The organism is Collinsella sp. CLA-ER-H11 (assembly GCF_040092445.1).
In the GTDB taxonomy this organism is placed as follows: Bacteria; Actinomycetota; Coriobacteriia; order Coriobacteriales; family Coriobacteriaceae; genus Collinsella.
Window position 1 is genome coordinate 45,960 of the sequence record NZ_JBBNLN010000008.1, and the last position, 24,921, is coordinate 70,880.

The window sequence follows — 24,921 nt, forward strand, 5'->3', positions numbered from 1 at the left end:
GGTGGATCATCTCACCGGGCGCTTCCATACCGTTCACGGCGCGAACACAACCGTTCAACCGCGTTGCGGCAATCAGTTTGAAATTATCTTGATGAAGGAAAAAGCTGCTGGTAATCTATGGGACGTCATAGAACGTTTGCATTGTGCAAACGTTGAAGCGAGATGCGATGCAGTCTCGAGTTCTTTGGAGGTATCTATGTCAGATACGAAGGCGAAGAAGACAAACAGACGTTTTAAGTTCAAATTACCGCATGTCTATACGATCATGTTCTTGCTGATCGTTGTCTTTGCGGTCCTGACTTGGATCGTTCCCTCTGGTCAGTATCAGCGCAAAACGATTTCGACAGCAGCGGGCGAGCGTGAAGTCGCCGTTGCTGGAACCTATGAACAGGTCGATAAGAACTACACCGATTCCGAGACCGGCGAGACCATCAATCTGGGCCAGGATATCTTCGCGGTCCTGCAAGCGCCCACCAAGGGCATCCAGGAGGCTGCCGACGTCGTTGCGTTCGTCTTATTGATTGGCGGATCGTTCGCAATCATCACCAAGACCAACGCTTTGAATGCCGGCATGAGCCGTGTGATTAAAAAGCTCAAGAACAAGGACATCCTCATCATTCCCATCACGATGACGTTGCTGTCCATTTGCGGCACTACGTTTGGTATGTCTGAGGAAGCCCTGCCGTTCTATGCCATCTTCATTCCCATCATGATGGGTATCGGTTATGACTCGATGACGGCATTCATCATCTGCTTCCTTGGTCCTAACCTGGGATATTGTGCTTCGACCATCGACCCGTTTAATGTTTTGATCGCCCAAGGCATCATTGGCATCGAGGGCAATCCGCAACTGTGGCTGCGCGCCGTTTCTTGGGTCATCTTCACTGCCGTCGGTATCGCATGGGCCATGCGCTACGCCATGCGCGTCAAGAAAAACCCCGAGTCGTCCATTGTGTACGAGGACGATAAGCTCAAGCGTATTGAGTTTTCCGTGACCGATGCCTCCATCGAGGAAGAGTTCACTATTCGTCAGAAGCTCGTGCTTATCGATTTTGCTTGCGGTATGGGCATTATCGTCTGGGGTCTTGTTACCCAGGGCTGGTACATGAATGAGATTTCCGCTGTGTTCCTTGGCATGGGCTTGCTTGCCGGTATCCTGGGCGGCCTTGACCAGCAGACGATCGCAGAGGAGTTCGTTAAGGGTCTTGCCGACTTTGCGTACGCTGCCATCGTTATCGGTATCGCTCGCGGTATTCTGGTCATCGCCGAGGGCGGCATGATCATCGACACCATCCTCCAGGCGCTCGCTACCGCGCTTGCCGGTGCACCCGCCGCCGTCTACACCACGTTTATGTATATCGTCCTTGGCCTGCTCTCTTTGCTGGTTCCCTCGAGTTCTGGCCTGGCGGCGCTCACCATGCCCGTTATGGGCCCTCTGACCGAGCTCATGGGCCTCAATCCCGAGGCAGCCGTCACCGCGCTCCAGTTTGCCAACCAGACCATCAACACCATCAGCCCCGTGGCGGGCATGACGGTCGCCGGTCTTGCCGTGGCTAGGATTTCGTTTGGCCAATGGTGGAAGACCATTTGGAAGTTCTTCATTTTCATGGTCGTCTTTGGCGTGATCGTAACGGCAATCTCTGGCATGCTTCCGGTGTAGGTGGTTGTGATGTCTGATCGTTTGACGGTCCTGACGTCTAAGAGCGTCTTTACCGGTACGGGGGACCTGCCGTTTGAAGGTTTCGTAGCGGTCCGTGGCAATCGAATTGAGGCTGTTGGCACCAAGTGTGAGGTAGCTTCGTATTTGACCCAGGCGGACGAGGTAGTTGACCTGGGCGACCGCACTGTCATGCCCGGCCTGATCGATGTGCATACCTTCTATACAGGTTGGGCGCTGCGGACGTTGGGGTCTGATCTGTCCGGCATCGCTGATGCCAAAGAGGCTGTGTCGCTCTTGCGTGCATGGAAAGAAGATCATCCGGATTGCGCGGCGGCTTTTGGCCACAACCTACCCGAAACGTTGGCATCGGATGCCGAGAACGCAAATACGGCAGCTGTGTTTGACGATTGTTTTGGCGATATCCCTGTCGTCTGCTTTACACCGGGTGCGGAGACCTGCGTTCTCAATGCTGCCGCCAGTGCGCGATACGGCTTTACACCCCAGGCGTGCTATGCCGAGAAGATCTGGCGCATGATGAGCGATTTCCTCGCGCTGCCCGAGGTGCGTGCCGGGTATTCGGACTACATGAGCATGCTTAACGAGCGCGGCGTTACCGCCATCAAGGAAATGGCGTTTGATGACTACTACGGCTTTGCCGACGAAATGGCTCGCCGTGAGGAATCTGGTGAGCTGACGGTTCGCGTCTCTATGATGTCGCAGCCGGTGGGTGCCGGTGCAAATCTGGCATATGCCCGCGAGGCACGAGAGCGCTTCCGGGGACCGTTCGTTCGTTTTTCTGGCTTCAACCGTATGACCGATCGCGGCGTATGGGCGGGGCTTGCCGAGATGATAGACCCCTATGAGGACTCGGCCGATGCGGGCGCTGCCGGCAAGACGGTCGTCGAGGAGCCAGAGTGGGATCTGATTGAGGACGAGCTGCGTGCAATTGATGCTGACGGCTTCCGATATTCCTTGCATTGCCAGGGCGATGGCGCCGTTCGTCGCACCGTGGCGCTCTATGCCTCGCTGCCTCGAGACGAGCATGGACGGTTGCTTCGCCGCCATGCGATTACCGATCTCGAGAACTCTGACCCGACCGATCTTGTCGAGTTTGGCAAGTTAGGTGGAATTTGCGAGGTCTATCCGCAGATTCTGACGCTGGACCGGCGTGAGGATTGCCTGTCGATGATGCGTCGACAAATTGGCGAGACGCGACTTTTGCACAGCTGGAATCGCCGCGGCATGGAAGATTCCGGATGCACAGTGTGCTGCGGCACGGATCTGCCGCTGCTGATTCCGAGCCTGGGCGAGTCAATCTACAGTGCGTGCGGCGGATTCTTCGCCGACGGACTGCCCGTGAATGAGGTCAACACGCTGACGCTTGTCGAGCTCTTGCGCGCTTGGACTGCCGGGGGCGCGTACGATCTGATGCGCGAAGACGAGCTGGGTACGCTTGAGGTTGGCAAGCTTGCCGATATCTGCGTGCTCGATCGGGATGTGTTCGACCTCGATTATCGCGACGCACGCGATCTTGCGGTTGACATGACGATGTCGGACGGACAAATCGTGTTCGATCGAAATAAGGAGGCATAAGATGTCTGAATCCAAACCGACGCTGCACCGCGAACAGATTGCGGGCATGAATATCCACTACATCATGTGGTCGCTCGATTACTTCCTTGATGTGCAGCAGCGTTTGGGCTTTGAGTCCATTGAGCTGTGGTGTGCGGAGCCGCATGTGACGCTCGACCACACGGGCTACTTTGAAGCTGAGGTCCTGGCGAAAAAGGCTGCAGACCGTGGGCTTAGGTATCGTACTCTGTGTCCCGAGAATGTTGTCTATCCTTGGCAGTACTGCGCACGCAAACCGCTGCATGAACAGCGCAGCTTGGCGTACTTTAAGCACGGCATTGAGCTTGCCGAGGTACTTGGGTGCGACCGCATGTCCGTCAACTCGGGCTGGGGCGACTGGGACGAGGACCGCGAGGAAGCCTGGAAGCGCAGCCGCGAGCACTTGTCCATTCTGGCGGAGTATGCCGGCGAGCACGGTCTGGTGCTTACGATGGAAAGCCTGCGTCCCGAGGAGAGCAACCTTGTGACGACGGTTTCCGATGCGAAGCGCATGATTGACGAGGTCGCGAGTCCGTACTTACAGCCCATGGTTGATACAACCGCGATGGGTGTTGCAGGCGAGACGCTCGAGGACTGGTTTGCCGCCTTTGGTGATGGGGCAATTCACGAGATGCACTTTATCGACGGTGACCCGTATGGCCATCTGGTGTGGGGCGATGGCAAGCACGATATGGACGCCTTCGTCGCCACACTCAACGCCCATGGTTTCGACGGCATGCTGGGCCAGGAAATCACGGACGGTCGTTACTACGATGACCCGGCGGCGGCAGATGCCAAGAACATGGCCGCATTCGAGAAATATCTGATTGACTAAAACAACCATCGGCTACGCAACCAACGTCATTGATTGCGGGTCAAACAAGAAAGGAACTGGATATGAACGCACACGATCTGATCAAAGAGGCAATTGCCGAGAAGGGCAAGTTCGACAGCGTCTACTGGATTGCTTGCGGTGGCTCCATGATCGATTTGATCCCGGCTCATGAGCTTCTGCAGCGCGAGGCAACCACCTTCACTTCGTATATCTATACCGCGCGTGAATTCGACATTATGCGTCCGCGTCGTCTGGGCGAGAAGTCCCTGGTCATCGCTTGTAGCCATAGTGGCAACACCCCGGAGGTCGTCGAGGGCTGCGAGATTGCCCTTGCTGCCGGCGCTACGGTGATCGCCCAGACCGACAACGCTGGATCCAAGATCGACTCCGGCAAGTGGACCACGTGGGTCTACCCATGGGGCGAGGGCGTGCCGCAGGCCGAGGTCCCCGCTGGCATTTCGCTGTCGCTTGCAGCAGAGCTGCTCGATCAGCAGGAGGGCTACGCCGATCTTGCCGATATGTATGCCGGTATTGCCGAGATGGATAAGATTCTTCCCCCGGCACGCGAGAAGGTAAATGCCGAGCTGGGCGATCGCTTTGCCAAGCTTTGCCAGGAGCACGAGTTCTTCTATATTCTGGGCAGCGGTCCCAACTTTAGCCAGACCTACGGTTTCGCTATCTGCTCTCTTATGGAGATGCAGTGGCAGCACTGCAGCTACATCCACTCTGCCGAGTACTTCCATGGCCCCTTCGAGGCTACTCAGGATGGCGTATTTTACTTCCTGCAGATGGGCTCCAGCGAGTGCCGTGCTATGGACGAGCGCGCCCTGGCGTTCCTTAAGACGCATACCGATACGCTGATGGTGCTCGATGCCAAGGAGTACGGTATGGAAGCCGTGCCGGCGAGCGTCCGTGCCTATCTGGACCCGGTGCTGTTCTACGCCATGAACTGCGAGCTGCGTGCTGCACGCGGCAAGGTGTTTGATCACGATCCCGATTTCCGCCGCTATATGGGCGTCGTCGAGTACTAGAAGGGACAAAGGCCATGGCATTTAACGTTAACGCGCTCGGATTTGGCGACAACGTCGTCGACCGCTACGAGCATATCCACACCATGTATCCTGGCGGCAACGCGGTGAACTTCGCCGTTTATGCCAAGAAATGCGGTGCCGCACGCTCCGCATACATGGGCATTTTTGGCAATGATGCCGCTGCCGAGCATGTCATTGCAAGCCTCGAGGATGAGGGTATCGAGCTTGACAAGTGCGAGCAGATGATTGGCGAGAACGGAGCGGCTCGCGTGACCGTCGTTGACGGTGACCGTGTCTTCCTTGGCTCCAACGAGGGCGGTATCCGTGGCGATGCGCGCTATGTCCTCGATCGCTTTGACCTTTCGTACATGAAGCAGTTCGATGTGGTTCATTCGGGCAACTATTGCTTTACCGAGCGCGAGCTGCCCAAGTTGAAGGCTGCGGGCGTCACGGTCTCTTTTGACTTTTCGGACGACTCTACCGACGAGTACTACGAGCAGATTGCGCCCTACGTCGATTTCGCTTTCTTTAGTGCGGCGGATGCTGCGAGTGAGGATGAGGTTCGCGAGCGTCTGGCATGGGTGAAGGGCCTGGGTCCGCGTTTTGTGTCGGCTACGGCGGGCGCCGAGGGCTGCATTGCTTACGACGGCGATCGTTATTACCGCCAGCTGGCTAAACCGGTAACGGACATGAAGGACACCATGGGGGCGGGCGACTCGTTCCTTACCTCGTTTTTGATGTGCTATCTCGATTCCGCCAAGCGTGGTGAAGATGGCGCCGAGGCCATCGAGCGCGCGCTCGACTTTGCTGCCGGGTTTGCCTCGACCGTGTGCGGCATGGAAGGTTCTTGGGGCCACGGAGCACCAATCGTCGAATAGCCGAGCGGTCCCGGGGAGGTGCAGGCGCCTCCTCGGGACCCGGTGTGCAAAAAATGCCAAATATGAGTACTGTGACTAATTTAGTCGCAGCAAAATCAACCCCTTCAGACGTGATTTGAGCGTCTGGAGGGGGTTAAGATTTGTGAAAACGCAGGATGAATGACTGTAAAAGCTTTAATTAGCGGACAATCGAGGATTATTCTGGCGGTTGGAAAGTTAAAAGAAATGTATCCATTCCGGTAGCAGTACTCATATTTGGCATTTTTTGCACACCAGGGGTTAGCGAAGGTCAAAAACAGAGCGCGCATTTGTTAAAACTATCGACTCGATGCGCTTTGCGTCGCAGTTTTTGAGCGAGGTGATGCGTTCTGAGGTCCTTGTGAGCGACCTGATGAGCGACTGCGTGCTTGTTTCTGTGTTTGGCTCGGCCGGCGCATCGGTCTCGAGCAGTAGGCGGTCGAGTGGAATCTGTCGTGCGTATTCGCGACAGCGCTTGGTCGCGAGCATGCGTTCGTTGACGGAAAAATAGCAGCCCGCATTACGCGCGCGGGTGAGTTCGTCCGAAGTGCCGCTAAACCAGTGGAAGATGATAGCGGGGGAGTCGGGGTTTGGGATGAGTAGTCCATGCGATTCGAGGACGTCCAGTACGGCTCCTGCCGAACGAACGGCGTGAATTGATATCACGCGCCCGGTAAGAGGATGCTGCACGAGCGCATCGCAGAGCCGGTTAAGTGCCTGTATTTGTAGCGGCTCACTTCCAGCAAAGCGCGCGGAAAAGTCGAGTCCGACTTCGCCGATGTAGCGTTCTTGGGCAGCAACTTCGCAAAGCAGATTGACTTCGGCAAAACCGCAGTGGCCATCGGCGAGCCACCAGGGGTGAAGCCCAACGCCGGCGATGATGCCCGGGTGGCGACGAGCGCGCTCGTTTGCGGCCGAAAAGTCGCGTGGATCGACGCCGCAATCAAATAGACCCAAGCCCAGCGCCGTTGCCTCATCGGCAACGGCGTCCGGGTGAGCCATTAAATCAAGATGGCAGTGTGCATCAAATAACCGGGGCTCCATCTCGGCGCGCTCCGCTAGTCCAAGCGCTGGCCATCGGCGCGCACGCGCTCGGTGCCGCGGCCACTGATCTGGCGGATAACCTCGCCGGCAATCATCTGGCCCATGATGGGCGGCATAAAGCTGGCGGTTCCGAGCTCGGTGCGCTCGTGGATATTGGAAGGGTCGCGGGGCTGTGTCTTAACCGATTCCTCGCAGCTAAACAGTACATGTAGACTCTTGATTCCGCGCTTCTTGCATTCTTTGCGCATGATGCGGCTCATGGGGTCACGTACCGTATCGAAAATGTCGGCAAAGCGGAGGCACTCGGGATGGAGCTTGTTGGCCCCGCCCATGGAGCTAACCAAACGAATGTCGTGGTCCTGAGCATATTTGGCAATGGTGAGCTTGGCCGAGATGGTGTCGATGGCGTCGACGACGTAGTCGAGCTTGCCGTCCGTCTGCTCCAAAACGCGCGCGAAAAATTCGTCGATATTGTCGCTCAACAGGTATTCGGTGCGCTTGATGACGGTAGCGGCTGGATTGATGTCGTGGATCATGGCTTCCATAACATCGACCTTGCGCTTGCCGATGGTGCTTTGAAAGGCGATGGCCTGGCGATTGATATTGCTGGGCGCGATGATGTCCTTATCCAGAATGACGAAATGACCAATGCCGCCGCGGACAAGTGCCTCGCAGCAATTGGAGCCCACACCTCCGCAGCCGAGCACCAGCACCGTGGCGGCGGCGAGTTTGTCGAGTGCCTCGCGGCCCATGATGATCTCGAGCTTGGTGTCGCGTGTCTCGTTGGGGGTTGCGGCTGTGGTTTCGGTCATAGACATCCTCCGATGGGGAAGCGAATCGTGTTTTAGCTATCGTCATTATAGGTATTATCGCGATTCCATTTGAGCCCTAGGGGCTTGTTGAAATGAGGCAGTGATTCGCATAAGATGAAGCAGATGGCACCCGTTGCCGCGGGTTGGCCAACTCCCAAACACGTTTGTAGCGTGAGAAGTGGCCGTCTTCGCATTACGCGGGGGCGGCTATTTCATTCGACCTCCAATGTGGATGCCGAGCTCCACAGCCGCGATTACAAGCAATAACAACGTCAGGACATCGTCAATACTCATAGTCCATCTCCTTCTCGGGTAGAGGGAGCTGGCCCATCTGCTTCAACTTCCATTGTAGCTAAATACGAACGAATGTTCTATAGATGTTCCTGTATTAGATAGTTAGACAAACATCTAAATATCGAGTATAGTGTGCGCGTCATGAGAGATGATGAGAGGAGGTCTTATGCCGGGAGAGGGTTTTAAGGCGCTTGCCGATCCAACGCGACGGCGCATTTTGGAGTTGCTGCGCGAGGGCAATTGCACGGCGGGGGAGCTTGCCGAGCATTTCGATATCAGTAAGCCGTCGCTGAGCCATCACTTGGCGACGCTCAAAAACGCCGGGTTGGTGACCGACGAGCGCCATGGCCAAAACATCGTATACAGCTTAAACACCACCGTCATGCAGGATTTGATTGGCTGGTTTATGGGTTTTACAAACACGGAAGGTGATAAGGATGAATAACGAAAACAAGGGCATTCACCCCACGGGGGTATCGTCGCGCGTGTGGATTGCGCTGGTCGCTCTGTGCGTCGCCAATGTCGTAGCGCACCTCATGGTGATGCCGAGCTTGCCTGCGCAGATTCCCACGCACTGGGGCGCGAACGGCGCCGTCGACGGTTGGGGTCCTAGCTGGATGGCCTCCGCGCTCGGCGTGCTGCCTCTGGCGCTTCTCGCAATGTTCTGCGTGGTGCCGCGCATCGACCCCAAAGGTGAGGCATATCGAACCTCGGGCAAGTTCTACCAGGGCTTCGTAATCGCCTTCACCTTGTTCATGTGCGCCATAAGCTGGCTGGGAGAGCTTACGGTCTGGGGCGTGGTGCCGGCGGTCGGTTCGGTTAACGTGCTGATTTCCGGTGTTGTCGGTTTGCTGTTCATCGGCGTAGGCAACTACTTGCCGCGTGTGAAGCAGAACTATACGCTCGGTATCAAGACACCCTGGGCGCTTGCCGATCCCGAGAACTGGCGCCGTACGCAGCGTTTTGGCGGCGCCTGCTTTATGGTGCTGGGCTTTGGCCTGATTGTGATGGGCGTGGCAGGCAGCGTGCTTTCGAGTGAAGTCGTCGCCGCGGTGATTGCGGTTCTGGCGTTTGGTTCGGTTGGAGCCGTCTACGTCTACTCGTATCTGCTGTGGCGCAAATCGCAGCGAGCCGCTCGCTAAGGTTGCGGAAAACTAGCGTACGCAGTTCATAGTATGTTCCGGGGGAACTTTTCCCAGGTAGTATTAGGGGGTATGGGCAACCATGCCCCTTTTTCGTTACGTTTCAGAGCTGGTTTTTCCATTTCGTTTCCACTTAGGCGAAACAAGAATAGGGAAACAGCAGGTAGAAAGGATAAAACAGGCAAATGGCGGAGTTTATCTACCAGATGTATCAGGCTCGTAAGGCCCATGGCGACAAGGTAATCCTTGACGACGTGACCCTGAGCTTCTACCCCGGTGCCAAGATCGGCGTCGTGGGCCCCAACGGCATGGGCAAGTCGACCCTGCTCAAGATTATGGCCGGCATCGAGGAGGTCTCCAACGGCGATGCCAGGCTCACCCCCGGCTACACCGTGGGCATCCTGCAGCAGGAGCCGCCGCTCGACGACGACAAGACCGTTATCGAGAACGTGCGCATGGCGTTTGGCGATATAATCGCCAAGGTCGATCGCTTCAATAAGATCGGCGAGGAGATGTGCGACCCGGACTGCGACATGGACGCCCTCATGGCTGAGATGGGAAAGCTCCAGGACGAGATCGACGCCGCCGACGGCTGGGATATCGATTCCAAGCTCGGCCAGGCCATGGACGCCCTGCAGCTGCCCGATTCCGACATGCCGGTCAACGTGCTTTCCGGCGGCGAGCGCCGCCGCGTGGCCCTGTGCAAGCTGCTGCTCGAGGCTCCCGACCTGCTGCTGCTCGACGAGCCCACGAACCACCTGGACGCCGAGTCGATCCTGTGGCTCGAGCACTTCCTGCACAACTACCAGGGCGCGGTGCTTGCCGTCACACACGATCGCTACTTCCTGGATAACGTTGCCGAGTGGATCTGCGAGGTCGACCGCGGTCACCTTTATCCCTACAAGGGCAACTACTCCACGTATCTGGAGACCAAGGCCGCCCGTATCGAGGCACAGGGCAACCGCGACGCCAAGCTCGCCAAGCGCATGGAGGCCGAGCTCGAGTGGGTGCGCAGCTCGCCCAAGGCCCGTCAGGCCAAGAACAAGGCCCGTCTGGCTCGCTACGAGGAGATGGAGGCCGAGGCCCGCGCAAGCCAGAAGCTCGACTGGACCGACATCCGCATCCCTGTGGGCCCGCGTTTGGGCAACAAGGTGCTCGAGGCCCATCATCTGCACAAGGAGTTCGATGGCCGCGTGCTCATCGATGACCTTTCGTTCACCCTGCCGCGCAACGGCATCGTGGGCGTCATCGGCCCCAACGGTGTCGGTAAGACCACGCTGTTCAAGACGATTGTGGGTCTGGAGCCGCTGACTTCGGGCGAGCTTGAGGTGGGCGAGACCGTCAAGATCTCCTATGTCGACCAGAACCGCTCCGGCATCGACCCCGATAAGAACCTATGGGAGGTCGTCTCGGACGGCCTGGACCACATGATGGTCGGCGAGACCGAGGTTCCGAGCCGCGCTTATGTGGCGAGCTTTGGCTTTAAGGGCCAGGACCAGCAGAAGCGCGCTGGCGTACTTTCCGGTGGCGAGCGCAACCGTCTGAACCTGGCGCTCACGCTCAAGCAGGGCGGCAACCTGCTGCTCCTCGACGAGCCTACGAACGACCTCGACGTCGAGACGCTGTCCTCGCTCGAAGCGGCGCTGCTCGAGTTCCCGGGCTGCTCGGTGGTCATTAGCCATGACCGTATGTTCCTGGACCGCGTCGCCACGCACATTCTGGCGTGGGAAGGCACCGACGAGAACCCGGGCAACTGGTATTGGTTCGAGGGCAACTTCGAGGCCTATCAGGCCAACCGCATCGAGCGCCTGGGCGAGGACGCGGCCCAGCCGCATCGTATCCACCGTAAGCTGACGCGCGACTAGATCGTTACGCGGTTTTCCAAACCGCGTAACTGCTCGACGCTGCGCGGGTCGCAAGCACCCCATCTTGCCGTTCAAGCCGTCGCTCGCGTACCGAAGTACGCGTCGCTCCTCTTTCACGGCAACCTGGGGCACTTGCGGCCCGCTCGCTGTTGGTTACGCAACATCAACAAATAAAAACGGCTCAAATCCTGATTTGGATTTGAGCCGTTTGTCGTTACTGCTCGGGTTCTTCGACTTTATCGATGGCCCAGGTGGATCCGAGGCCACCGGTGGTGTTGCGGCGAATGCGCACGGTGACTTCGTGGCGCTCGCCGGCCTGCGTATAGTGCAGGGGGAAGCTTGCACGGTTTCGCGCGGCCTCGATGGTACCGAGCTCGCGGGCGATCCAGTAGTACTCGCCGATGATGCCGAGCGTGTCGGCGCCGTAGGGGAGATAGGTCGACAACTGGTGCAGAAGCGGGCCGGGGCAGAAGACCTCGGTTGCGAAATCGACGGGGAAGTCCTCGGGGATGGCGGGCGCTGCAGGTGCGGGGGTTGGGGCCGCTGCGGGTGCCGGAGCCGGTGCCGGTGCGGGAATTTGGTCGCAAGCAGAGGTGGGCACGGATTCGATGACGGGTGCGGGCTCCGGCGTCGTTTCCGGCTTGATTGTGGAATCTGCGGGCTTCACGGTGACGGGCGCGTCTGCAGCTGCAGTTTCAATCTCAACCTGCGTTGCGTTCTCGTTCTCGATGCTCGGCTTTGTCTCGACCGGCGTGGATGCCATGGTGGTGATGCCGGCGTTGGCGTTCTCGGGGTCATAGACGACCGTGAGCGAGATGGCGGGCTGCGGCGTCTCGGGCTCCGGCGCCGACTCGGTAGCGTCTTGATCTGCGGGCTCGTCGGACTGATCGTCCTCGGCCTCGTTGCCAAAGACATCGCTGTTTTGGAACGTAGGCGTCTCGGGTTGGTCAGCAGCTTCTTTGGTTGTCGACTTGGGCGCTTCATTGAGCTCCACAGTGGCTTCCTGCTCGGATATGACTTTGGGATCGGTCGTGGCGGCGATTTCGGTTTCGGCTTCTGCCGTTACCTCAATAGCGACTTCGATCTCTGTCTCGGGCTCGGGTTCCGGCGCGGCTTCAACCATGGTTTCTGGCTTGGGACGTTTAACGTGCTTGGGACGCACGGCCTTGAGGTCCTTCTCACCGCGCTTTTTCTTTTTGTAGGACTGCTTAGCGCCCTTGGCTGCCTTGGGCTTGTCCTCGCCCTTGGCAAGGGCGGCATCCCAAGCCTCGTTGGCGATGACGGTGGCATACAGGCGGCCGCCCTTAAAGACGGTCAGCTTAATGCAGTCGTCGAGCTCCTCGAGCAGCTCGCGCGTGGACTCGAAGCCCAGGTCATAAGCGGTCATGTCGCCAGCGGCGAGTGCCTCCTCGACCTGCGTCATAAACGTTTGCTTGCCGCATCCAATCGCATCGCGCAGCAGGCGATACAGATAGATGTGGTTGCCCAGCGAAAGCGTGGGCCTAACTATTGTCTTGCTCATGGCAAATCTCCTCTTTACACATGTAAAGCATCTTACCATCGCATGGCGTTCGCCATGGCGGCGCCCAAGGCAAACGGGCGCGAACCGCTTTCGATTCGCGCCCGTTGTACAGGTCGGTTATCTATGAGAGGCAAATGTGCTTAGTTGCCCGATGCCGTACCTTGGCTCGAGTTGTCAGATGCCGTGCCGGACGCAGTTCCGCTCGAGCTGTTGGTGTTGCTACTGTCTGCTGCACCCGTTCCCGACGTGGTGTCGCTCGTCTGGTCGCCCGTGCTCGGCTGAGAGCCGTCAGTCGTTTGGCTTGAGTCGGTCGTGCCGGACGGCGTGCCACTGTTGGCCGTGGAGGAGTCGGTGCCCTGCGATTGGTTTTGGGTGTTCGAGGACGAATTGGCAGAGGTGGAACTGTCTTGCGTGTCGTCCGCCTGTGCCTGCTGATCTTGCGACTGGGTGTCGCCATTTGCATCGCTCTCGGTCGTGCGCGACGACAGGATTGGCTCGGGACGCTCACCCAGACCCTCACCGGCAGTGGTGATAAGGATGGCGCCGGCGCAGGCGATGACCGCGACGATGGCGATGGCGATCGAGAAGACGATGACCTTCTTTTGCGTCTGGCTGCGCTCGGCTGCCGCCTTGGCGCGCAGGCTGTTGGGGGCGACGCGCGCCGTGGTCGCGCGTCCCGCAACCTGGCGCATCTCCTGCGTGGTCGCGGCGCCACCTAGGTGCTCCTCGACATCGGGCTCAACGGGCTCGTAGGCGCCGGCAGGGTAGTCGACAGCGGCATGCGTGCCCTTGATTGCTTCGGCGCTGGCAGAGATAAAGTGGCGGTAGACCTGCGAGGACACAACAGTGATGACTGAGCTCACAGCGGCACCAATCACCGAGCCGGCAATGCCGATCTTTGAAGCAAGCGCCACGCTCGTGGCGGCGGCTGCGGCGCCGGCGACGATCTGGGGAATGGAAATGTCGTCGAACAGGCCCTTTTTGGGCGCGATGGCCATGGTCTGTCCGATGGAATGGTTTTCGTGAACGCCGTTGTTGAGCGCGGCCGGTGTCATGACGCGCGTGCGCGGCGCGTCGGTGTACTTGGTTGTCATACGGGGCCCTCCCGGTGTAAATCTGCTTCGTTTCATTCAGCCATCAGGGTACCCACCAGATGTGAATCGTACGTGACATTTAACAGATACCATCAACTCATCAATAGCTCACCAAGTTGGTGGGATGCGGTTACACTCGGCGGTTGAACTACAATAGGGCTAGCTAATTGTTGTGAATGGCGTCTACGCACAGGAGCATTCTTATGAATCTTCACCTTTCTCAGTCTGATGGCTTTTTGCGTGTGGCGGCGGCGTCGCCGCGGATTCGCGTGGCCGATGTCGAGGACAATGCCGAGGTTGCGCTGGCGGCTGTTCGCGATGCTGCCGAGCGCGGCGTTCGCGCGCTGGTACTGCCCGAGCTTAACCTGACCGGCTATACCGCGGCCGACCTGTTCCATAACCGCACATTACTGCATGCCTGCGAGACCGCACTGGCACATATTCTCGATGAAACCCGCGAGCTGCCGATTGTCTTTACCATCGGTCTTCCCGTTGCAGTTGCCGAGAATATCTACAACTGCGCCGCCGTGTGCTGCGCGGGCGAGCTTTTGGGCCTCACGGCTAAGAAGTATCTGCCCAACTATGGCGAGTTCTATGAGCGTCGCTGGTTTGCTCCGTCGCCTGCGGATCCCGTGTGGGTTGAATTTGCCGGTCAGGGTCCGGTTCCGCTGGGTTCGGGGCTTGTCTACCGCTGCTGTGATGAGGGTGCCGAGGATATGGTGCTGGGCGTTGAGGTTTGCGAGGACCTGTGGGTACCGGCGCCGCCTTCGACCGAGATGGCGCTTGCCGGTGCGACGGTGATCCTCAATCCGTCGGCTTCGGACGAGATTATCGGCAAGGCGGATTACCGCCGCAGCCTCATTTCCAACCAGAGCGCGCGCCTGTATTGCGCCTATGCCTACGCGGACGCGAGCGAGGGCGAGTCCACGACCGACATGGTCTTTGCGGGCGAGAACCTCGTCTACGAAAACGGCTCCAAGCTCGCCGCGACCAAACTGCTTACCTGCGATATGGCCATCGCCAACGTTGACCTTGACCGCCTGGTTGCTGAACGCCGTCGCTCGACGACATGGACGCGCGTGGACGATGCGCCGGAGGCCGTGACCGTCGAGTTCTCGTTTGAGGGCTCGCTCGCCGAAGAGCCTGTCCTGCGCGATGCGCTCGGCATAGACCGTGTCTTCCCCCGCGCGCCCTTCGTGCCTGCCGACCATGGTGACCTGGCTGAGCGCTGCGAGACCATCCTCGACCTGCAGACCGCGGGCCTCAAGACCCGCCTCGCCCACACAGGTACCAAGGCTGCAGTCATTGGTCTTTCGGGCGGCCTGGACTCCACGCTGGCCCTGCTTGTGACCGTGCGTGCCTTCGATGCACTGGGGCTGCCGCGCACAGGCATCACTGCCGTGTCCATGCCCGGCTTCGGCACGACGCATCGCACCAAGTCGAATGCCGAGTCGCTCGCCCGCGACCTGGGCGTGAGCTTCCGCGAGGTTTCGATCCACGCGGCCGTGGAGCAGCACTTCAAGGACATTGAGCATGATCCGGCTGTCCAAGACGTGACCTACGAGAACAGCCAGGCCCGCGAGCGTACGCAGATTCTGATGGATCTGGCCAACCAGGCTGGCGGTTTTGTCATTGGCACGGGCGACCTGTCGGAGCTGGCGCTCGGCTGGGCTACCTATAACGGCGACCACATGAGCATGTACGCCGTCAACGCGAGCGTGCCCAAGACGCTTGTGCGCCATCTGGTACGCTATGCGGCCGATGTGTTTGGCGGGCGCATTGCCGAGGTCTTGCTCGATATCCTCGATACGCCGGTGTCCCCCGAGCTTCTGCCGCCCACGGGCGACGGCGAGATTGCGCAGAAGACCGAGGATTTGGTGGGCCCGTATGAGCTTCACGATTACTTCCTCTATTACCTGCTGCGTTTTGGCTTTGAGCCGGGCAAGATCTACCGCATGGCGCTCAAGAGCTTCGAGGGCGTCTACGACGCCAAGACCGTCCACACGTGGCTACGTACGTTCTATCGTCGCTTCTTTGCCCAGCAGTTTAAGCGCAGCTGCCTGCCCGATGGTCCCAAGGTGGGCTCGGTGACGCTCAGCCCGCGCGGCGATTGGCGTATGCCAAGTGACGCCAGCTCACGTTTGTGGCTTGCGCAGATCGACGCGCTCAATGCAATTGACTAAGGTTGGCTAAATTGAACCAATACGGGGGTTGCAAGCGTTACACTTTTGCAATCTGATGGCCCGTATCGCGCGGCGCTCTTGTCGGAGCGCCGCGTTTTTCATATCGAAAGGTGGCACCATGCAGGCATCGCAGCGTCTCGACCGCTTTGGCGCGGAGGTCTTCGCCTCGCTCAACAACAAACTGCTCGCGCTGAAGGCTCAGGGCAAGACCATTTACAACATGAGCGTGGGCACGCCCGACTTTAAGCCGTACGACCACGTGGTCGAGGCGCTCACGCAGGCAGCCCAAGATCCCGAGATGTGGAAGTACGCCCTGCGCGACCTGCCCGAACTCAAGCAGGCCGTGTGCGATTACTATGAGCGTCGCTTTGGTGTCTCCGGCATTACGCCGTCCATGGTGCAGTCGTGCAACGGCACGCAGGAGGGCGTGGGCCATTTGGGCCTGGCCCTGCTCGATCCGGGTGACACTATTTTGGTTCCCGATCCGTGCTACCCGGTCTTTGAGGCGGGTGCCAAGATCGCCGATGCCAAGCTCGAGTACTATCCGCTGGTTGCCGAGCACAATTACCTGCCCTATGTGGCGGGCATCGATCCCGAGGTGGCCGACCGTGCCAAGTACATGATCGTGTCGCTGCCCGCCAACCCGGTGGGCTCGGTGGGCACGCCCGAGATCTACGAGGAGATCATCGCTTTCGCCCGCGAGCACGACCTGTTGATCGTTCACGATAACGCATACTCGGACATCGTGTTCGACGGCGAGCCGGGCGGCAGCTTCTTGCAGTATCCCGGCGCGCTCGAGGTGGGCGTCGAGTTCTTCTCGCTCTCCAAGTCGTTTAACGTCACCGGTGCGCGCATCGGCTTTTTGGTCGGCCGAGAGGACGTGGTCTCTGCCTTTGCCAAGCTGCGCGGCCAGATTGACTTTGGTATGTTCTTTCCGATCCAGAAGGCCGCCATCGCGTGCCTGAACGGTCCGCGCGATGAGGTCGAGGCGCAGCGTCTGAAGTACCAGGAGCGCCGCGATGCCCTGTGCGACGGTCTTGAGGGCCTGGGCTGGGAGCGACCCAACGCGCATGGCTCTATGTTTGTGTGGGCCAAGCTCCCCGGTGGTCGCACCGATTCCATGGCGTTTTGCGAGGAGCTTATGGAGAAGGCCGGCGTTGTGGTGACGCCGGGCGCGAGCTTTGGTCCTTCGGGCGAGGGGCATGTGCGCATGGCGCTGGTCCTGCCGCCCGATCAGATTGCTTTGGCTGTCGAGGCCATTCGCGAGGCGGGCCTGTATTAGAAAGCTTTTCGGCTCGTCAATAGTTCGAAACCGATTTCGTGCAGTTATTTTACGAATTCTGCAAACAATTTCGGTAAACGGTCGATTTTTGGCTGCGAATAGGGGCATAATCAAAGTCCCGATTGGATGTATTGGGATTACGACAAGCCGCTCGGGTCGTTCCCGGGCGGCTTGTTTGTGGAGAGAGATGGGAGTTTCTAATGGTTAACGAGAAGAAGGTCGCTATTGTCGGCTGCGGTTTCGTCGGTTCGTCTTCGGCGTTCGCACTGATGCAGAGTGGTCTGTTCTCCGAGATGGTCCTCATCGACGTGGACAAGAACCGTGCCGAGGGTGAGGCCCTGGATATCGCGCACGGCATGACGTTTGCCGAGCCGATGAAGATCTACGCCGGCGATTATTCCGATGTCGCCGACGCCGCCATGATCGTCGTCACTGCTGGCGCTGCCCAGAAGCCCGGTGAGACCCGCCTGGACCTGGTCAACAAGAACGTCAGCATCTTCAAGTCCATTATTCCCGAGATTAAGAAGTCCGGCTTCGACGGCATTCTGTTAATCGTCTCCAACCCGGTCGATGTTCTGACCTACGCCGCCATCAAGATGTCCGGCCTGCCCGAGGGCCACGTCATCGGTTCCGGCACCGTGCTCGACACCGGCCGCCTGCAGCAGATGCTTGGTGCCCACGTCGAGGTTGACCCGCGCGATGTCCAGGCCTATGTCATGGGCGAGCACGGTGACTCCGAGTTTGTCGCTTGGTCCAGCGCTCAGGTTGCCGGCGTTCCGCTGAACACCTTCTGTGAGCTTCACGGCCACCTGGAGCATGAGGCTGCCGAGAAGCGCATCGCCGAGGACGTCAAGAACTCCGCCTACACCATCATCGAGAAGAAGCACGCCACCTACTATGGCGTCGCCATGGCCGTCAAGCGCATCTGCACCGCCGTTATGCGCGATGAGCAGACCGTTCTGCCTGTCTCCTCGCTCATGGTGGGCGAGTATGGCCTGTCCGATCTTGCCATCTCCATGCCGACCGTCGTTGGCCGCGACGGCGTTGTCTGCCGCGTCCCCGTGCCGCTGAACGATGACGAGCAGCATGAGCTCACCGTCTCCGCCAAGGCCCTCAAGGACATCATCGACAGCGTCGATTTCTCCTGCTAAATCAAGCTCGCTAGAGCGAAAAGCTACAATGAAGGCGTCCGGGTCCACACGGCCCGGGCGCCTTTTGGTGCAAAGTAACCTGACCCCAATGCACCATCCCAATACACCATAGTTGATGGGAGGGCCATGTCGGATTCGCCTAATTTTTTGACCTATGCTCAGACGGCGTTTGATCCGTTTGAGGAGCGGCCGTTCTGCGCGGTGGACAGCCTGGTCTTTGCGTGGTTGTCCTATTTGCGTTTGCCGGGTGATATGGCGGAGCTGACGAACTGGCAGGGCCTAGACGTACGCGAGCTGCTGCGTGCCGAGTGCTATCGGGACATGATTGACGACTTGTGGGATCCAGAGGGGAGCAGGGCCTTGTTGGAGGCCGTGGCAGCAAATCCCAGATACCGCGGCGTGCACGTTTGCGGCTATCGTGCCGTGAGCGATGTGGTGGCGACGGAGCAGTTTGCAGCCATGGCGTTCCGGTTTCCGGCGGGGTTTAGCTATCTTTCCTTCCGGGGGACCGACAGCACGATTGTGGGCTGGAAAGAGGACTTTAACATGGCGTTCCGGTGTCCTGTGCCGGCCCAGGAATCCGCGGCGCGTTATGTGGACGAGGCGGCGGATGCGATCGACGGGCCGCTTTTGTGCGGAGGTCATTCCAAGGGTGGAAACCTTGCGGTGTACGGTGCGGCGATGTGCTCCGATGTCGCTCGTGAGCGAATTGAACGGGCATATTCCCATGATGGTCCGGGCTTCGTCGAGGAGTTTCTGAACGGCGACGCTTTTGCCGATCTTTCCGGTCGAATCGACAAGACGCTACCTCGGTCGTCGATCTTTGGCATGATGTTCGAGACACAAGAGGACTATGCCATCGTTGAGAGCACCGAGTTCAGCCTGCTGCAGCACAATCCCTTTAGCTGGGTGGTTGATGGTCGCGACTTCGTGTACTGTGAGCGCCTGTCCGCCGGTGCTCGATATGTTGATGGCTCCATTCGCGAGATGCTGCTTGCAGTGTCGCCTGGCGAGCGTGAGCGTTTTGTAGATGCGTTGTTCTCCGTGTTTGAGGCAACGGGTGCTGAGCGGTTTGCGGATATCGCTGGGAATCTGCGCGAGAGCCTGCCCGTGATGCTCCAGGCTGCGCAAGGCTTTGACAAGGATACGCGACGCTTTGTCTCGCAGACCATCGCGGCAATCCTAAAATGTGCGCTTCTGCCCAAACGTCCCCAGATCGACATGCCCGCTGCCGGCAAGAGCTTGGCAGAACAGCTCGAGGCTTGGCAGTCCGAGCTCCTGCGCTAGCCATTGGTGCAAAGCAACCTGTCCCCGATGCACCAATCTTCGATACGCTTGGGGCAGGCTCGACCGCTATACTGGTTCGTGCTCAATTCGATCTAGAACGGAATGCCGTATATGAAAATCAATCACGCAATCCTGCATATCCTGGACTTTGACTCGGCCGTCAACGTTATGAGCCAGCGCGAGCTCGATATCGAAAGCCGTACCGTGCGCAATTTTGTAACCACGCATCTGCGCCGCGCACGCACCTCGGCCGACAATAAACGCGCCACGTTTGCCGAGAACTCCGCATTCGGCGGCGAGCTCAAGGGCTATTTCTTTGGCGAGCGCGAGTTCGTGGACCTGTCGCAGCAGATTGCGGAGTTTATCTCCTCCGAGCTCACCAAAGCCGAGAAAGCCGAGTCTACCGATGTGCTCGTGGCTGATTTTGACGACGATGAGGATGCCCGCTGGTTTGCCGTGATGCTGCTGGGCTCCAAGCAGGCTTTTATGCACGAGGTGGGCCGCGAGGAGGGGGAGGTGCGCAACGACATCGCGCGCCACTACGCTATTCTGCCAAACCCCTCGCAAAAGGTTCCAAGCTATGCCATCGTGCGTGCGAGCACCATGGAGATCGGCTACGTGGACAAGAAGCGCAAGATTGCCGGCGAGGACCGTATGCTTATCCCCGATGGCCTGCTGCAGTGCGACACGGGCGTATCGGGCAAGGAGGTCATCGACACCGTGACGCGTGTGGTCGAGGAAGTCGCCGAGGAGCACGGTGCCAATACGGCCGTGGCGCTCGCCAAGGTTAAGGCTGCCGTTGCCGAGAAAGTCGAGGATGACGAGGAGCTGCCGCCTTGGGATATCGTCGATGAGGTCTTTGAGGACGAGCCGGTCATCAAGGAGAGCGTGCGCGCGGCACTGACCGAGGAGAAGGTGCCTGAGCGTGTGCCCGTGGAGCGCAAGCAGGTCGAACGCGCGGCGGTGCGCAATCATAAGATCCGTACCGACACGGGTATCGAGATCAGCTTCCCGGCCGAGATGGGTTCCAACTCCGAGTACATCGAGTTCGTCAATGAGCCTAACGGCCTCATCTCCATCGAGCTCAAAAATATCGGTAGCATCGAGAATCGATAAGTTGCGTTGCGCCTACAGCGAGAAAGCAAAGGCCGAAGCCCTTCGGGACTTCGGCCTTTTTTGTTTTCGGCTTGGTTGCTGACATTGCGCCGCAGGTTGGGCATACGTCAGCGAAAACGCCCCAGAGCGAGCAAGGTGACGTGAAAGAGGAGGGCATTGACCTTTTGGTCATGCCCGACGATTGAACGTCAGATTGCCGCTCTGGGGCGTTTGCAGCGTCGACTAGTTACGCGGTTTGGTGAAAACCGCGTAACCCTAGAGTTGACGTAAGCCCTCTTCCAGGCCGGTCTTGCTGTCGGTCTTCTCGTCGCGCATCTTGATGACGCGGGCGGGGACACCGGCCACGACGGCGCCGGCGGGGACGTCCTCGACGCACACGGCACCGGCAGCCACGACGGCGCCCTTGCCCACGCGCACGCCCTCCAAGACCACGGCGTTGGCGCCGATCATGACATCGTCTTCGATGATGACGGGCGTGGCGCTGGCGGGCTCCACAACGCCTGCCAGCACGGTGCCGGCGCCGATATGGCAGTTCTTGCCCACGGTGGCGCGGCCGCCCAGCACGGCGCCCATATCGATCATGGAACCCTCGCCGATAACGGAGCCGATGTTGATGATGGCGCCCATCATGATGACGGCACGGTCGCCAATCTCGACGCGGTCGCGGATGATCGCGCCCGGCTCGATGCGGGCGTTGATGCCCTTAAGGTCGAGCATGGGCACGGCGGAGTTGCGACAGTCGTTCTCCACATCGTAGTAATCGATGGAATCGGCGTTGGCGTCCAAGATGGCTTTAAGCTCATCCCAGTCACCAAAGACGGTCTTGCCACGACGACCGCCGTAGACATGTGCGTCGCCCCAGGCAACCTTCATGCCCGGCTTCTCGCGCACGTACAGCTTGACGGGCGTCTTTTTGGGCGCGGTGGCGATGTAGTTGATAATCTCCTGTGCATCCATCTCGGCTGCGTTGCTCATTTGCTATCTCTCCTTTGGGTGGATTCGGTTGATACCTGGTTAGGCAAACATGACCTGGTCGAACGTATAGAAGCCGGGTTCGCGGACGACGAGCTTCTGCGCGGCTGCCAGGGCGCCGTTGACAAAGATCTGACGGCTCGTGGCGCGGTGGGTGAGCGTGACTTCCTCGTCCTGGCCAAAGAAACCCACCTCGTGTACGCCAGCTACGGTGCCGCCGCGCATCGAGTGCATGCCGATCTCCTTGGGGTCGCGCGCTCCGCACATGCCCTCGCGGCCATAGACGGGGTGGTAGCCTGCCTCGGGTTCAGCTTCGACGACGGCGTCGAGCAGCAGCTTGGCGGTGCCACTGGGGGCGTCGACCTTTTGGTTGTGGTGAGCCTCGACAATTTCGCAGTCAAAGCCGGGCAGCTCACGCGTGGCCTGGGCCACTAGATGACGCAGGGCTGCGATGCCGATGGAATAATTGCCCGCGTGCATAACGCGGGTGTTCTGGCCCAGCTCGCGCAGACGATCCATCTGCTCGGGGGTGTAGCCTGTGGTGCCCGAGACCAGCGCCGCGCCCGTGCGCTCGACATAGGCGACGACGGCTTCGAAGGTCACGACGTTCGAGAAGTCGATAATCACATCGGCAGCCGGTGCGTTCTCGAGTTCGCTCAAATCGAAGCCAATCTGGGCCACGATATCAAAAACGGGTTGACCGGCGGCGTCGACAACGCCCTCGGCGGTGGTGCGGATGAGCGAGCCCATGCGGCCCGTTCCCATAATGACAGTCTTAATCAAGCAGACCAGCTCCCTTCAGGGCATCGGTAAGTGCAGAGCGCGTGTCGTCTGCCATGGGGCACAGCGGCATGCGGTAGTTTGCCTCGATCATATCCATCTGAGCGAGCGCCTCTTTGACGGGGATGGGGTTGACCTCACTAAAGAGGGCATTGATGAGCGGCTGGCCGGCAATTTGGATATCGCGGGCACGTGCCACGTCACCGTCCAAATAGGCGCGGCACATGTCATGCACGAGCTGCGGCTGAACGTCTGCCCACACGCTGATGGTGCCCGAGGCGCCCAGGCTCATGAGCGGCACGGTAAGCGCGTCCTCGCCCGAGTACATGCGGAAGTCGTCTGACAGCAGGTGGGCGATCTTGGCCGCGTAGGCGACGTTGCCCGAGGCCTCCTTGATGCCCATGATGTTGGGGTGCGCGGCCAAGCGCTCTACGTTGCGCTCGCTGATACCGCAGCCGCAGCGGCCGGGGATGTTGTACAGGATGCAGGGGATGTCAACGGCATCGGCGACGGCCTTAAAGTGCTGATAGATACCCTCTTCGTTGGACTTGTTGTAGTAGGGGGTAATGAGCAGCAGGCCGTCGGCTCCCAAGCCCTGGTAAGTAAGCGACTTGGTGAGCATGGTCTGCGTGGAGTTGGAGCCCGAGCCGGCGATGACGGGGACGCGTCCTGCAACATGCTTGACCACGGCGGCGACGACGGAGTTGTCCTCGTCATCGGTCATCGTGGCGCTCTCACCGGTGGTGCCCAGGGTGAGAATGGCGTCGGTGCCATTTTGCAAGTGGAAATCGATAAGGCGCTCGAGCGCGTCAAAGTCGACACTGCTGTCCTTTTTAAACGGCGTAACCAGGGCGACGATTGAGCCCTCGAGATTGCGGATGTCCATGTTCTTCTCCTTCGCCTCCGCGATCTGGACGCGTTTGTTCCATTGGGCGGCGACTGCTAGGCGCTCGTCCTGAGCGCGACGGCGGGCACTTTCGGCGCGCGACTTGGCCAGCAGCTCTCGGCCGCACGGCAGCACGTCGAGCGTGGCAAAGTAATCGCCCGGGCGCTCGGCGCGGCGGATGAGGTCGGCCGCGCCATCGGGGCGCAGCAGGACCTCGGCCGAGCGCAGCCGTCCGTTGTAGTTGTAGCCCATGGAGTAGCCATGCGCACCGGTATCGTGGATTACAAGCAGGTCACCCATGTCGATATGCGGTAGCTTGCGATCGATAGCGAACTTGTCGTTGTTCTCGCATAGGTTGCCCGTGATGTCATAGGTGTCCGTGACGGGCGCCGTGGCCTTGTCGGCGCCGCCCGGCTGACCCATCACTGTAATGTGGTGGTAGGCGCCATACATGGCAGGGCGAATCAAATCGACGGCGCTTGCATCGACACCGATATAGTCCTTGTAGATCTGCTTCTCGTGGATGGCCTTGGTGACCAGACAGCCGTAGGGGCCCATCATAAAGCGGCCCATCTCGGTGCAGATGGCCACATCGCCCATGCCGGCGGGAACCAGGATCTCGTCGTATGCCGCGTGTACTCCCTCGCCGATGGCGTGAATGTCGTTGGCCTGCTGCTCGGGCAGATAGGGGATGCCGACGCCGCCGGACAGATTGATGAAGGCGACATGCGCGTCGGTCTCGCGCTCCAAGCGCACGGCAAGCTCAAAGAGGATGCGCGCGAGCTTGGGGTAGTAGTCGTTGGTGACGGTGTTGCTGGCAAGGAATGCGTGGATGCCAAAGTCCTCGGCGCCCTTGGCCTTGAGCATGCGGAACGCCTCGAAGAGCTGCTCGGTGGTCATGCCGTACTTGGAATCGCCGGGGTTATCCATGATGCCATTGGAGAGCTGGAACAGGCCGCCCGGATTAAAGCGGCAGCTGACCGTTTTGGGGATGGGCCCCGCAACACGCTCAAAGAACTCGATGTGGCTGATGTCGTCAAAGTTGACGATGGCGCCCAGCTTGTCGGCGAGCTCAAAGTCGGCAGCTGGCGTGTCGTTGGACGAGAACATGATGTCGTGTCCCGTGATGCCCAGCGAGCGGGCGATCATGAGCTCGGTATAGCTCGAGCAATCGCAGCCGCAGCCGTATTCGTTGAGAATGGAGATGAGCGCCGGGTTGGGGTTGGCCTTGACGGCAAAGTATTCCTTAAAGCCCGGGTTCCATGCAAAGGCGTCGCGCACTTCTTGCATGTTGCGGCGGATGCCCGCCTCGTCGTATAGATGAAACGGCGTGGGGAACTGCTCGACGATATGCTCGAGTGTCTCCTTGTCCACAAACGGCTGCTTGGCCGCATATGCCTCGTTGGGGGTCAATGCCATGTCCCGTAAACCTCGCTATCCAGACGGCGCCATCTGCGC

At 59.3% G+C, this 24,921-nt stretch carries 20 protein-coding genes; 13 read left to right on the forward strand and 7 right to left on the reverse strand.

Features of this window, described 5'->3' with window-relative positions:
- The first annotated feature begins 196 nt into the window (after nucleotides 1-196).
- The 5 genes from AAAX35_RS06980 to AAAX35_RS07000 all read left to right on the forward strand — a co-directional run bounded on the left by AAAX35_RS06980 (nucleotide 197) and on the right by AAAX35_RS07000 (nucleotide 6,015).
- Nucleotides 197-1,660 (forward strand): putative basic amino acid antiporter YfcC, encoded by a 1,464-nt coding sequence (locus AAAX35_RS06980; protein ID WP_195239145.1) that lies wholly within the window; start codon nucleotides 197-199, stop codon nucleotides 1,658-1,660.
- 9 nt (nucleotides 1,661-1,669) lie between these two features.
- Nucleotides 1,670-3,253 carry an amidohydrolase family protein gene (locus AAAX35_RS06985; protein ID WP_349117172.1) on the forward strand — a complete coding sequence of 528 codons (1,584 nt, stop codon included), beginning with the start codon at nucleotides 1,670-1,672 and terminating at the stop codon, nucleotides 3,251-3,253.
- A 1-nt stretch (nucleotide 3,254) separates the two neighbouring features.
- Nucleotides 3,255-4,106 carry a sugar phosphate isomerase/epimerase family protein gene (locus AAAX35_RS06990; protein ID WP_118449024.1) on the forward strand — a complete coding sequence of 284 codons (852 nt, stop codon included), beginning with the start codon at nucleotides 3,255-3,257 and terminating at the stop codon, nucleotides 4,104-4,106.
- 62 nt (nucleotides 4,107-4,168) lie between these two features.
- On the forward strand, nucleotides 4,169-5,137 hold the full coding sequence (locus tag AAAX35_RS06995; RefSeq protein ID WP_022094440.1) for an SIS domain-containing protein: 969 nt from the start codon (nucleotides 4,169-4,171) through the stop codon (nucleotides 5,135-5,137).
- 14 nt (nucleotides 5,138-5,151) lie between these two features.
- Nucleotides 5,152-6,015, forward strand: coding sequence for a PfkB family carbohydrate kinase (locus AAAX35_RS07000; protein WP_161155405.1), 864 nt, complete (start codon nucleotides 5,152-5,154; stop codon nucleotides 6,013-6,015).
- A 279-nt stretch (nucleotides 6,016-6,294) separates the two neighbouring features.
- On the opposite strand, the gene AAAX35_RS07005 is transcribed toward AAAX35_RS07000, so the two are convergent.
- On the reverse strand, nucleotides 6,295-7,077 hold the full coding sequence (locus tag AAAX35_RS07005) for a TatD family hydrolase (protein WP_161155403.1): 783 nt from the start codon (nucleotides 7,075-7,077) through the stop codon (nucleotides 6,295-6,297).
- Between the two features lie 14 nt (nucleotides 7,078-7,091).
- Nucleotides 7,092-7,889 (reverse strand): tRNA threonylcarbamoyladenosine dehydratase, encoded by a 798-nt coding sequence (locus AAAX35_RS07010; protein WP_055309765.1) that lies wholly within the window; start codon nucleotides 7,887-7,889, stop codon nucleotides 7,092-7,094.
- 460 nt (nucleotides 7,890-8,349) lie between these two features.
- On the opposite strand from AAAX35_RS07010, the gene AAAX35_RS07015 reads away from it, so the two are divergent.
- From AAAX35_RS07015 to ettA, 3 genes are all read left to right on the forward strand, one after another.
- Entirely contained in the window at nucleotides 8,350-8,628 is a 279-nt protein-coding gene (locus AAAX35_RS07015; protein WP_022094448.1) for an autorepressor SdpR family transcription factor, read from the forward strand.
- The gene (locus AAAX35_RS07020) at nucleotides 8,621-9,325 is read left to right on the forward strand and encodes an SdpI family protein (protein WP_349117173.1); all 705 of its coding nucleotides are present in this window, start codon (nucleotides 8,621-8,623) and stop codon (nucleotides 9,323-9,325) included. The genes AAAX35_RS07015 and AAAX35_RS07020 overlap by 8 nt, the downstream gene beginning before the upstream one ends.
- A 185-nt stretch (nucleotides 9,326-9,510) precedes the next feature.
- Entirely contained in the window at nucleotides 9,511-11,190 is a 1,680-nt protein-coding gene (ettA, locus tag AAAX35_RS07025; RefSeq protein WP_349117174.1) for an energy-dependent translational throttle protein EttA, read from the forward strand.
- 214 nt (nucleotides 11,191-11,404) lie between these two features.
- Here ettA and AAAX35_RS07030 read toward each other — a convergent pair whose 3' ends face one another.
- Together AAAX35_RS07030 and AAAX35_RS07035 are read right to left on the reverse strand one after the other, a co-directional pair.
- Complete coding sequence (locus AAAX35_RS07030) at nucleotides 11,405-12,712, reverse strand: hypothetical protein (protein ID WP_349117175.1); 1,308 nt, start codon at nucleotides 12,710-12,712, stop codon at nucleotides 11,405-11,407.
- Nucleotides 12,713-12,852: 140 nt separating this feature from the next.
- A complete protein-coding gene (locus AAAX35_RS07035; RefSeq protein ID WP_349117176.1) occupies nucleotides 12,853-13,806 on the reverse strand; it encodes a hypothetical protein in 954 nt (317 codons plus the stop codon).
- Between the two features lie 203 nt (nucleotides 13,807-14,009).
- On the opposite strand from AAAX35_RS07035, the gene AAAX35_RS07040 reads away from it, so the two are divergent.
- The 5 genes from AAAX35_RS07040 to AAAX35_RS07060 all read left to right on the forward strand — a co-directional run bounded on the left by AAAX35_RS07040 (nucleotide 14,010) and on the right by AAAX35_RS07060 (nucleotide 20,825).
- Entirely contained in the window at nucleotides 14,010-15,989 is a 1,980-nt protein-coding gene (locus tag AAAX35_RS07040) for an NAD(+) synthase (protein ID WP_349117177.1), read from the forward strand.
- Between the two features lie 118 nt (nucleotides 15,990-16,107).
- On the forward strand, nucleotides 16,108-17,271 hold the full coding sequence (locus AAAX35_RS07045; protein WP_349117178.1) for an aminotransferase class I/II-fold pyridoxal phosphate-dependent enzyme: 1,164 nt from the start codon (nucleotides 16,108-16,110) through the stop codon (nucleotides 17,269-17,271).
- Between the two features lie 200 nt (nucleotides 17,272-17,471).
- Nucleotides 17,472-18,422: an L-lactate dehydrogenase gene (locus tag AAAX35_RS07050; protein ID WP_022094138.1), complete on the forward strand. Its 951-nt coding sequence runs from the start codon at nucleotides 17,472-17,474 to the stop codon at nucleotides 18,420-18,422.
- 126 nt (nucleotides 18,423-18,548) lie between these two features.
- On the forward strand, nucleotides 18,549-19,709 hold the full coding sequence (locus tag AAAX35_RS07055; RefSeq protein WP_349117179.1) for an Mbeg1-like protein: 1,161 nt from the start codon (nucleotides 18,549-18,551) through the stop codon (nucleotides 19,707-19,709).
- Between the two features lie 111 nt (nucleotides 19,710-19,820).
- A complete protein-coding gene (locus AAAX35_RS07060; protein ID WP_022094136.1) occupies nucleotides 19,821-20,825 on the forward strand; it encodes a nucleoid-associated protein in 1,005 nt (334 codons plus the stop codon).
- Nucleotides 20,826-21,080: 255 nt separating this feature from the next.
- Here the strand turns inward: AAAX35_RS07060 and dapD are convergent, their stop codons facing one another.
- The 3 genes from dapD to dapA are packed head-to-tail and all read right to left on the reverse strand — an operon-like array spanning nucleotide 21,081 to nucleotide 24,882.
- Nucleotides 21,081-21,800 carry a 2,3,4,5-tetrahydropyridine-2,6-dicarboxylate N-acetyltransferase gene (gene dapD, locus AAAX35_RS07065; RefSeq protein ID WP_082437754.1) on the reverse strand — a complete coding sequence of 240 codons (720 nt, stop codon included), beginning with the start codon at nucleotides 21,798-21,800 and terminating at the stop codon, nucleotides 21,081-21,083.
- Between the two features lie 39 nt (nucleotides 21,801-21,839).
- On the reverse strand, nucleotides 21,840-22,580 hold the full coding sequence (gene dapB / locus AAAX35_RS07070) for a 4-hydroxy-tetrahydrodipicolinate reductase (protein WP_349117180.1): 741 nt from the start codon (nucleotides 22,578-22,580) through the stop codon (nucleotides 21,840-21,842).
- Nucleotides 22,573-24,882 (reverse strand): 4-hydroxy-tetrahydrodipicolinate synthase, encoded by a 2,310-nt coding sequence (gene dapA / locus AAAX35_RS07075; protein ID WP_349117181.1) that lies wholly within the window; start codon nucleotides 24,880-24,882, stop codon nucleotides 22,573-22,575. The genes dapB and dapA overlap by 8 nt, the downstream gene beginning before the upstream one ends.
- Nucleotides 24,883-24,921 lie beyond the last annotated feature (39 nt).

Bases quoted from the DNA above. Each gene is read 5' to 3' on its own strand.
- AAAX35_RS07005 (WP_161155403.1), bottom strand. From the start codon at position 7,077: ATGGAGCCCCGGTTATTTGATGCACACTGCCATCTTGATTTAATGGCT.
- AAAX35_RS07030 (WP_349117175.1), bottom strand. From the start codon at position 12,712: ATGAGCAAGACAATAGTTAGGCCCACGCTTTCGCTGGGCAACCACATC.
- AAAX35_RS07055 (WP_349117179.1), top strand. From the start codon at position 18,549: ATGTCGGATTCGCCTAATTTTTTGACCTATGCTCAGACGGCGTTTGAT.
- AAAX35_RS06985 (WP_349117172.1), top strand. From the start codon at position 1,670: ATGTCTGATCGTTTGACGGTCCTGACGTCTAAGAGCGTCTTTACCGGT.
- AAAX35_RS07015 (WP_022094448.1), top strand. From the start codon at position 8,350: ATGCCGGGAGAGGGTTTTAAGGCGCTTGCCGATCCAACGCGACGGCGC.
- AAAX35_RS07060 (WP_022094136.1), top strand. From the start codon at position 19,821: ATGAAAATCAATCACGCAATCCTGCATATCCTGGACTTTGACTCGGCC.
- AAAX35_RS07020 (WP_349117173.1), top strand. From the start codon at position 8,621: ATGAATAACGAAAACAAGGGCATTCACCCCACGGGGGTATCGTCGCGC.
- AAAX35_RS07035 (WP_349117176.1), bottom strand. From the start codon at position 13,806: ATGACAACCAAGTACACCGACGCGCCGCGCACGCGCGTCATGACACCG.
- dapA (WP_349117181.1), bottom strand. From the start codon at position 24,882: ATGGCATTGACCCCCAACGAGGCATATGCGGCCAAGCAGCCGTTTGTG.
- AAAX35_RS07040 (WP_349117177.1), top strand. From the start codon at position 14,010: ATGAATCTTCACCTTTCTCAGTCTGATGGCTTTTTGCGTGTGGCGGCG.
- AAAX35_RS07045 (WP_349117178.1), top strand. From the start codon at position 16,108: ATGCAGGCATCGCAGCGTCTCGACCGCTTTGGCGCGGAGGTCTTCGCC.
- AAAX35_RS06995 (WP_022094440.1), top strand. From the start codon at position 4,169: ATGAACGCACACGATCTGATCAAAGAGGCAATTGCCGAGAAGGGCAAG.
- AAAX35_RS06980 (WP_195239145.1), top strand. From the start codon at position 197: ATGTCAGATACGAAGGCGAAGAAGACAAACAGACGTTTTAAGTTCAAA.
- AAAX35_RS07010 (WP_055309765.1), bottom strand. From the start codon at position 7,889: ATGACCGAAACCACAGCCGCAACCCCCAACGAGACACGCGACACCAAG.
- AAAX35_RS07000 (WP_161155405.1), top strand. From the start codon at position 5,152: ATGGCATTTAACGTTAACGCGCTCGGATTTGGCGACAACGTCGTCGAC.
- dapD (WP_082437754.1), bottom strand. From the start codon at position 21,800: ATGAGCAACGCAGCCGAGATGGATGCACAGGAGATTATCAACTACATC.
- ettA (WP_349117174.1), top strand. From the start codon at position 9,511: ATGGCGGAGTTTATCTACCAGATGTATCAGGCTCGTAAGGCCCATGGC.
- AAAX35_RS06990 (WP_118449024.1), top strand. From the start codon at position 3,255: ATGTCTGAATCCAAACCGACGCTGCACCGCGAACAGATTGCGGGCATG.
- AAAX35_RS07050 (WP_022094138.1), top strand. From the start codon at position 17,472: ATGGTTAACGAGAAGAAGGTCGCTATTGTCGGCTGCGGTTTCGTCGGT.